This window comes from Candidatus Allofontibacter sp. (assembly GCF_038145245.1).
Taxonomy (GTDB): domain Bacteria; phylum Pseudomonadota; class Alphaproteobacteria; order Pelagibacterales; family Pelagibacteraceae; genus Fontibacterium.
Genome location: NZ_JAYQPI010000034.1, coordinates 1 through 8175, shown reverse-complemented (window position 1 = coordinate 8175; position 8175 = coordinate 1). Strand labels below are relative to the sequence as shown.

Sequence of the window (8175 nt, the reverse complement as noted above, 5' to 3'; positions counted from 1 at the left end):
GGAGGAGGCTCACCCATGGGTATTCATTATGATTACAAGTCTAAACGTGGAGAAAGAGCTATGCTTAAAGAAGCAAAAAGAAAAGAGCGTCTTGCTTTAAGAAAAGCCAAAAGAGCCTCAACCATACCCGCAAAAGAACCCGAAGAAGAAATGCACGATATTAATAAGCCTATTACTTTGGATGATTTAACAAATCCAAATAAGTAGTTCGAATTTGATTTTGATGATTAATAATCAAAAAGATTTAAAAAAAGAACGTCTTTCAGAAGCCCTTAGAGAAAATTTAAAAAAAAGAAAAGAGTTTTTAAAAAAAATTAAAGAAAGAAAAGCATGAGTGTTTTATCTGATCATTGGATAAAAAAAATGTCCTTAGAAAAAAGAATGATAAGTCCTTTTGTTCAAAAACAACAAAGAAAAAATAAGATTTCTTATGGACTTTCTTCTTATGGCTATGATGCAAGAGTTTCTAATGAATTTAAGATATTTACAAATATAGATTCGGCCTTCGTAGATCCCAAAAAATTTTCAAAAAATAGTTTTGTGACAAGAAAAACCGATGTTTGTATAATACCTCCAAACTCATTTGCATTAGCTAGAACGGTTGAATATTTCAAGATTCCAAGAGATGTTTTAGTAATTTGTCTTGGAAAAAGCACTTATGCAAGATGTGGAATAATTGTTAACGTAACTCCTTTAGAACCAGAGTGGGAAGGACATGTGACTCTAGAATTTTCAAATACAACTACATTGCCTGCAAAAATCTACGCTAATGAGGGAGCTTGTCAGTTTATTTTTTTAAAAGGTGATCAAGAGCCAGAAACTTCATATGCTGATAAAAAAGGAAAATATATGAAGCAAAAAGGCGTTACACTCCCAAAAATTTAAATATGCAAAAACTATTAATTAAGGGAGGAAAGAAACTCTCTGGTGAAGTAGTTATTTCAGGTTCTAAAAACGCAAGTCTTCCAATTATTATATCCTCATTATTATTTGATGATTCAGTGCAGTTTGAGAACGTGCCAAAAGTTAAGGATATCTACACTTTAATTAATTTAATTAAAGTTTTAGGAAGAGAAGTTGAATTTAATGAAGAAAGCGAAGTATTAAAAATATCAAAAAAAAATAAGGATAAATATTTTGCTCCATATTCAATCATGAGAACTATGAGAGCTGGAGTTTTAGTACTAGCCCCATTATTATCAAAATTTGGAAAGGCTAGAGTTTCTTTACCAGGAGGGTGTTCTATAGGCGCAAGACCTGTGAACTTACATTTAGAGGCTTTAAAAAAACTTGGCGCAAAAATTAACGTAAAAAAAGGCTACATTGATGCACGTGCACCAAAAGGTTTATCAGGCGCTAATATTAGCTTTTCTTCAATTTCAGTTGGGGCGACAGAAAGTATAATTATAGCGGCAGTTCTTGCTAAAGGAATAACAAGAATCAGCAATGCTGCAATAGAGCCAGAGATAATAGACTTAATTAATTTTTTAAATAAATGCGGAGCAAACATAGAATATAGTTCAAAAAGAAAAATTATTATTAAAGGAGTAAAATTTTTATATCCAATAAGACACAGAATTATTCCAGATAGAATAGAAGCTGCAACTTATGCCATTGCGGCACTAATAACCAATGGCAAATTACTAATTAAAAATGTTAATAATGATCATCTAGAAAATATATTTAGTGTACTTAAAAAAATAGGCGCAAACATTAAAACTTTTAAAGATTCTTTTATTATTTTTAGGAAAAATCAATTAAAACCATTTAAAGTCACAACAAAGCCTTATCCTGGATTTCCAACCGATATGCAGGCTCAGTTTATGGCTCTGGCTACTCAGGTCAAAGGAACGTCGGTGATTAACGAAGACATATTTGAAAATAGATTTCTTCACGTTTCAGAATTAATGAGAATGGGTGCCGATATAGAGATAAAAAAAAGAAAAGCCACAATAAAAGGAATTAAAAATTTAAATGGTGCTGAAGTGATGGCTACGGATCTAAGAGCATCTGTAAGTTTAGTTTTAGCAGCATTATCTGCAAAAGGCATGACAACAATTAATAGAATTTATCATTTAGATAGAGGTTATAGTAAATTAGAAAAAAAACTTAATTTATGTGGTGCTAATGTCAGGAGAGTAAATGACTAATGAAAATATTTCTAAATTAAAACTTTTTGCAGAAGATATACAGGATTTAAATGTTTTTTCAGCGTATCTGCAAGACTCAGTAATTGTTGCAAATGATATAAAATTTCTAGCTAAGACTAAAAAACTTATTTGTGTATTTAATCGTTTTATGTGGGAAGACGCTGAAAAAGGAATTTTTAGAAAAAATAAAAGAATACGTAGTGCTCTTGTTTTTGATAATGTTTCAAAAGTTAAATCCAAAGGAATTAACCCAAAAAAAAAGACTAAGATACTTGAGTTTTTAGCAATCAAGACAGAGATTAAAGATAATTATTTTGATATAAGATTAATTTTTTCTGGAGATAGTATTCTATTAGTTAAGGCAGAAGAAATAAGTTCATCTTTAGAAGACTTTGGAAAAACTTGGGAAACCAGTTATAAACCAAAACACAAGATTTAGTATGAAAATTATAACATTTAATAAAAACAAATTTTTAAAAGATTTAGATTATATTTCTCGAAACAGAAAATCTAATTTTTTTAATAAAGCTAATATTGTAAAAAAAATTTTAAAAGACGTTAAAACAAAAGGGGATAACGCTATTATTTATTATCAAAAAAAATTTGATAAAAGTTCAGTTTCTAAAAAAAATATTATTTTAAGTGATAAAGAGATTAATAAAGCTATAAAAAATCTAGATATCTCAGTAAAAAGTTCTATCAAGCTAGCTTTTGATAGAGTTAAAGACTTTCACAAGAGACAATCAATCAAAGGTTATAAATATTTTGATAAATATAAAAATGAGTTGGCTTATAAAATTTCTCCATTAAGTAGAGTTGGAATATACATACCAGGAGGAACAGCTAGTTATCCAAGCTCTGTCATTATGAACGCCGTTCCAGCAATTGTTGCTGGAGTAAAAAATATAACTCTATGCATGCCTACTCCTAATAATAAAATTAATGCTGGTGTCGTTTATGCAGCTAAAATATGTGGCGTGAACAAGATTTATAAAATAGGCGGAGCTCAAGCTATAGGAGCCTTTGCCTACGGCACTAATACTGTTACAAAAGTTGATAAAATTGTAGGACCGGGAAATATTTTTGTAACTATAGCTAAAAAAGAAGTTTTTGGTGAGACAGGCATAGATATGGTCGCAGGACCTTCTGAGATTACTGTGGTTGCAGATGAAAATAATGACTCAACATTAACAGCAATAGATTTATTATCACAAGCTGAACATGATGAATTATCCCAAGCAATATTAGTAACAACAAATTTGAAATTTGGTCTAGAGGTTAAAAATAAGATCTATAAATTTTTAGATGTTTTGCCGAGAAAACAAATAGCTAAAAAAGCAATCGATAATAATAGTGCAATAATAGTTTGTAAAAATTTTAAAGAAGTAGTTAGTGTTGTAAATGAAATTGCACCAGAGCATCTTGAAATTAAAACTAAAAATAATTCAATCTTAGCAAAACAAATTAAAAATGCAGGATCAATTTTTTTAGGAGAAAATTCACCAGAAGCCATTGGAGATTATATAGCAGGACCAAATCATGTTTTGCCAACAGCTGGATCAGCGAGATTTGCTTCAGGATTGTCTGTTTATGATTTTTATAAAAAAACTTCAGTTATTAAAATGAGCAAACAAGGTCTTGAAAAGATAGGAAGATCAGCTATACAACTAGCAAATTATGAGGGTTTATTTGCTCACTCTCAATCAATTAAAATTAGAATTAGTTAAATATGGCAAAAGAAGAAATGTTGGAATTTAAGGGACTAGTAACAGAGTTATTGCCCAATGCTATGTTTAGAGTGAAACTAGAGAACAATCATGAAGTTTTAGCTCACACGGCTGGAAAAATGAGGAAGAATAGAATTAGAGTTTTAGCTGGAGATGAAGTTATGGTTGAAGTTACACCATATGATTTAACTAAAGGCAGGATCATTTTTAGATTTAAATAATGAATGAAACAAAACATAGTTTTGTTTTAGCCTCCGCATCTCCAAGAAGAATTGAACTTCTTAACAATATAAAAATTTTTCCAAAAATAATTTATTCTTCAGAGATTAATGAAGATATAAATAGTAAAGAGAGTCCCAAAGAATATTGCATTAGAGTTACAAAAAATAAAGCTCTTAAAGCTTTAGAAAAATATCCAGAAGAATTTATTTTATCAGCTGATACTATTGTTTTTTGTAGTAATAAAATTTTTTTGAAGCCTAAAGACAAAAAAGAAGCAAAAGATTTCTTGGCTTTTTTTTCAGGAAGAAAACATAATGTCTTGACATGTGTATGTTTGGCAAAAAAAAACTCAATCAAAGTTAAAAAAGTTATAACAAAAGTTACTTTTAGAAGATTGCATAGGAAGGAAATCGACGAATATTTATCAACTAATGAGTGGGAAGATAAAGCCGGGGCTTATGCCATACAAGGTTATGCTGAAAAATTTATTAAAAGAATTAATGGTTCGTATTCAAATGTAGTTGGTTTGCCTTTGTTTGAAACTTATAATTTGCTTAATTCACAAGGTTTAATTTAATATTTTAATTGATTAATAATTTGTTTTGTGAAAAAAACATGCCCAGTGGTCTGGTAGCTCAGTTGGTAGAGCAGAGCCCTGAAAAGGCTTGTGTCGCTGGTTCAATTCCAGCTCAGACCACCATTTTTTATTTGCAATTTTATTGTCAGATTGATAATCAACCTCTAATTGAAATGATAAAAAAATATATATCTACTCACAGACACCATCCTCATGCTGAGCATGCGCTTAGCTATTAGAATTATATATTTAAAAACAAAATAATATTATAAACAAAAATTATGCAGCTGTAGCTCAGTTGGTTAGAGCGCTGGTTTGTGGAACCAGATGTCGGTGGTTCGAATCCACCCAGCTGTACCAAATTAATGAATAAAAAAACTTTTAAACCTAGCAGTGAATTACCAGCAGGTTTTGTAGATAGACAAGAAGAAGAGTTATTAACAAGAGATCTTTTAATATCTAATATTAAAAAGGTCATGGTTAAATATGGCTTTCAATATCTTGAAACTCCTAGTTTCGAGTTTACTGATAGTATTGGTAAATTTTTACCCGATAAAGATAGACCATCAGAAGGAGTTTTTTCATTCGAAGATGATAAAAAATGGCTGTCGTTACGATATGACCTAACAGCACCACTTGCCAGATATTCAGCTAAAAATTTTAACAACTTACCAAGACCCTATAAAAGATATCAACTAGGAACTGTTTGGAGAAATGAAAAGCCAGGTCCTGGAAGATTTAGAGAATTTTTACAGTTTGATGCAGATTATATAGGAACAAGTAATTTATTTGCTGATGCAGAGTTATGTTGCTTAATTTCAGAGATTTTAACTAGCTGCGGATTAACAAAAAAAGAATTTATAATTAAAATATCTAATCGTAAATTAACAAAAGGATTATTAGAAAAGTTAAAAATTAATGACGAAAATAAACAATCAATAACACTAAGAGCAATCGATAAGTTAGATAGAGTTGGGTTAGAGGGCGTTCAGTATCTTTTAGGAAGAGGCAGAAAGGATAAATCTGGAGATTTTACTAAAGGAGCCGAGTTAAATGATTCTCAAATAAAAGAAATTATTAATTTTTTAAGTATTAAAAATCTTTCAGAAAATAATTTTGAAAAAATAGAAAAAATTGCCGAAGACAATCAAGCTATATTGGATGGAGTGAATGAACTTATTTTAATAAAAAAATATTTTTCATTATTAAAATTTGATAATTTTATCTTTGATCCTACTGTTGTTAGAGGACTTGAATATTATACGGGGCCTATTTTTGAGGTAAATCTTACATTTGATGTTAAAAACAATAAAGGAGAAGAGATTGAGTTTGGTTCAATAGGTGGTGGTGGTAGATACGATGATCTTGTAAAACGTTTTAATAATCAAGATTGTCCTTCAACAGGAATTTCAGTTGGTCTTGACCGTTTAATTTATGCCATTCTTCAAAAAAATAAAATTAAGATAGAAAAAGAAACTCCAATTTTAATATGCGTTTTTGATGACAAATACATGGATTATTATGTGAAGATTTTAAGTTTATTGAGAACAAAAAATATCAGCGCTGAAATTTATTCAGGAAGCGCCAATATAAAATCTCAACTAAAATATGCTGACAAACGAGGATGTAATTACGTCATTTTATGTGGCGATGACGAGGTAAGTAAGAATTCAGTTACAATTAAAAATTTGGAAATTGGAAAACAAATCTCCGATTCTCTAAAAGATAGAGTTGATTGGAAAGAATCTTCTGGATCTCAAAAAACAGTAGCTTTAGATCAACTTTTAAACGAGATTAAATAATGAAACAAGGTCTGGAAAAAAAGAGATTAAAAGAAGATCTATCTAAAAAGATATTAAGTAATTTTAAAAAAAACAAATTTAATTTTACAGATCTGGATCTATTGATTGATACTAATTTGTTAACTGAGCGATCAGGAGAGCAATTTAAAAAATTTACACTAACTTATAAAGATTTATTTGGAAAAGAAATTAGTTTGCGTCCTGATTTAACAGTTTCAACAGCATTAAAATATATTCAAGAAAAAAAAAATAAAGAGGAAAAATATTGTTACTATGGAAGTGCTTATAGATTAGACAAAGAAGGAGATCTAAAAGTTTTTGATCAAATAGGTTGTGAAATAATTAATTCCAATAACAATAAATCAGAGAATATTTTAATTAATTCGATATTAGAACCATTAAAAAAAGTTAAGAATTTAGAAGTTATTTTAGGCGACGTTGGATTATTTAAGATTTTAGTAGACTCTTTAGAGCTTCCAGCAAGATGGAAAGTAAGATTAGTAAAAAATTTTTCTAGAAGAGAATATTTTGATGATATGTTGAAAAGATTAGAAACAAATTATGATCTTGATCAACAAGCAATTAAATTAGATACAAAAAGACTTAAAGACTTAGAAAAACTAGATCCGAATAGTATAATTGGAGGAAGAACAGTTTCAGAAATTGTTAGACGTTTTAATAAAAAAATTAAAGATCCAAGAGACAATTATAAAGGAAGAATGAATGTTAAGATTATTAGAGATTTTTTAAATATTAATAGTTCAATTCAGAAAGCAGAAAATACAATTTTATCATTTTTTTCAAAAAATAAATTAAGTCAATTATCTATTAAGAATTATGTAAAAAAAATTAACAGGATAAATAAAGAAATAGGAAAAAAATATTCTATTAATTTTAAAACTAATTTTGGAAGAAATACTGATTATTACACCGGCGTCGTTTTTTTAGCTTCCGTAAAAAAGAATTCCAAAATTATCGAATTAGCAAGAGGAGGAGAGTATAACGGTTTACTTAGAACCCTAGGTTATAAGAGAGATATACCTGCTATTGGTGGGGCAATTAATCTTAACGAATTAATAAATTTATAAAATTATGTATAAAATAAAAATAGGATTACCTAGCAAAGGAAGGTTAAAAGATGAATCTTTAGCTTTTCTAAAAGGTAAAAATTTAGAGGTAGTAAATTCTTTTGGGGAAAGAAATTATTTTTTTAATATTAAAAATAATAATGAAATAGATGGAATTTTTTTACACGCGAGAGAAATAATAGAAAGAATAAATGATGGTACTTTAGATATTGGTATTTCAGGGCTAGATCTACTTAAGGAGTTGCCAGACGTCTATTCAAAAAATGTAAAAATTTTTAAAAAACTTAATTTTGGTTTTGCTGATTTAGTAGTTGCCATACCAAAAGATTGGATTGATGTTCAGAATATGGCTGACTTAGAAGAAGTAAGCTTTGAATTTAGAGAAAAATATGGACGTCGAATGCGAGTTGCAACAAAATATCCCAATTTGACTGAATCTTTCTTCTTATCAAAAGGAGTCAGTCAGTTTCGTGTTGTTCCAAGTTTAGGAGCAACGGAATCTTATCCATTTACTGGCTCTTCTGAATTGATTACGGATATAACTTCTACAGGCTCAACTTTAAAAGCTAATAATTTAAGAATTATAAATGATGGAACTATATTAAAAAG

The 8175-nt window shown here is 29.0% G+C and carries 10 protein-coding genes and 2 tRNA genes; all 12 read left to right on the top strand.

Annotated elements, in window-relative coordinates:
* Positions 1–15 precede the first annotated feature (15 nt).
* Entirely contained in the window at positions 16–207 is a 192-nt protein-coding gene (locus tag AC8IGH_RS04550) for a hypothetical protein (protein WP_507419531.1), read from the top strand.
* A gap of 123 nt (positions 208–330) precedes the next feature.
* Positions 331–885 carry a dCTP deaminase gene (gene dcd / locus AC8IGH_RS04545; protein ID WP_507419530.1) on the top strand — a complete coding sequence of 185 codons (555 nt, stop codon included), beginning with the start codon at positions 331–333 and terminating at the stop codon, positions 883–885.
* Positions 886–887: 2 nt separating this feature from the next.
* Positions 888–2150 carry a UDP-N-acetylglucosamine 1-carboxyvinyltransferase gene (murA, locus tag AC8IGH_RS04540; protein WP_507419529.1) on the top strand — a complete coding sequence of 421 codons (1263 nt, stop codon included), beginning with the start codon at positions 888–890 and terminating at the stop codon, positions 2148–2150.
* The gene (locus tag AC8IGH_RS04535; RefSeq protein WP_507419528.1) at positions 2143–2589 is read left to right on the top strand and encodes a DUF2948 family protein; all 447 of its coding nucleotides are present in this window, start codon (positions 2143–2145) and stop codon (positions 2587–2589) included. Before murA ends, AC8IGH_RS04535 begins: the two co-directional genes overlap by 8 nt.
* A gap of 1 nt (position 2590) precedes the next feature.
* Positions 2591–3877 carry a histidinol dehydrogenase gene (hisD, locus tag AC8IGH_RS04530; protein WP_507419527.1) on the top strand — a complete coding sequence of 429 codons (1287 nt, stop codon included), beginning with the start codon at positions 2591–2593 and terminating at the stop codon, positions 3875–3877.
* Between the two features lie 2 nt (positions 3878–3879).
* A complete protein-coding gene (gene infA, locus AC8IGH_RS04525) occupies positions 3880–4098 on the top strand; it encodes a translation initiation factor IF-1 (protein WP_017943710.1) in 219 nt (72 codons plus the stop codon).
* The gene (locus tag AC8IGH_RS04520; RefSeq protein ID WP_507419526.1) at positions 4098–4676 is read left to right on the top strand and encodes a Maf family protein; all 579 of its coding nucleotides are present in this window, start codon (positions 4098–4100) and stop codon (positions 4674–4676) included. The genes infA and AC8IGH_RS04520 overlap by 1 nt, the downstream gene beginning before the upstream one ends.
* A 47-nt stretch (positions 4677–4723) precedes the next feature.
* Positions 4724–4799 (top strand) — tRNA-Phe (locus AC8IGH_RS04515).
* A gap of 160 nt (positions 4800–4959) precedes the next feature.
* Positions 4960–5036 (top strand) — tRNA-His (locus tag AC8IGH_RS04510).
* A gap of 5 nt (positions 5037–5041) precedes the next feature.
* Positions 5042–6478: a histidine--tRNA ligase gene (gene hisS, locus AC8IGH_RS04505; RefSeq protein ID WP_507419525.1), complete on the top strand. Its 1437-nt coding sequence runs from the start codon at positions 5042–5044 to the stop codon at positions 6476–6478.
* Positions 6478–7566 carry an ATP phosphoribosyltransferase regulatory subunit gene (locus tag AC8IGH_RS04500; protein ID WP_507419524.1) on the top strand — a complete coding sequence of 363 codons (1089 nt, stop codon included), beginning with the start codon at positions 6478–6480 and terminating at the stop codon, positions 7564–7566. The genes hisS and AC8IGH_RS04500 overlap by 1 nt, the downstream gene beginning before the upstream one ends.
* Positions 7567–7570: 4 nt before the next feature.
* The coding region (gene hisG, locus AC8IGH_RS04495; RefSeq protein WP_507419523.1) for an ATP phosphoribosyltransferase at positions 7571–8175 on the top strand (605 nt) is incomplete at its 3' end.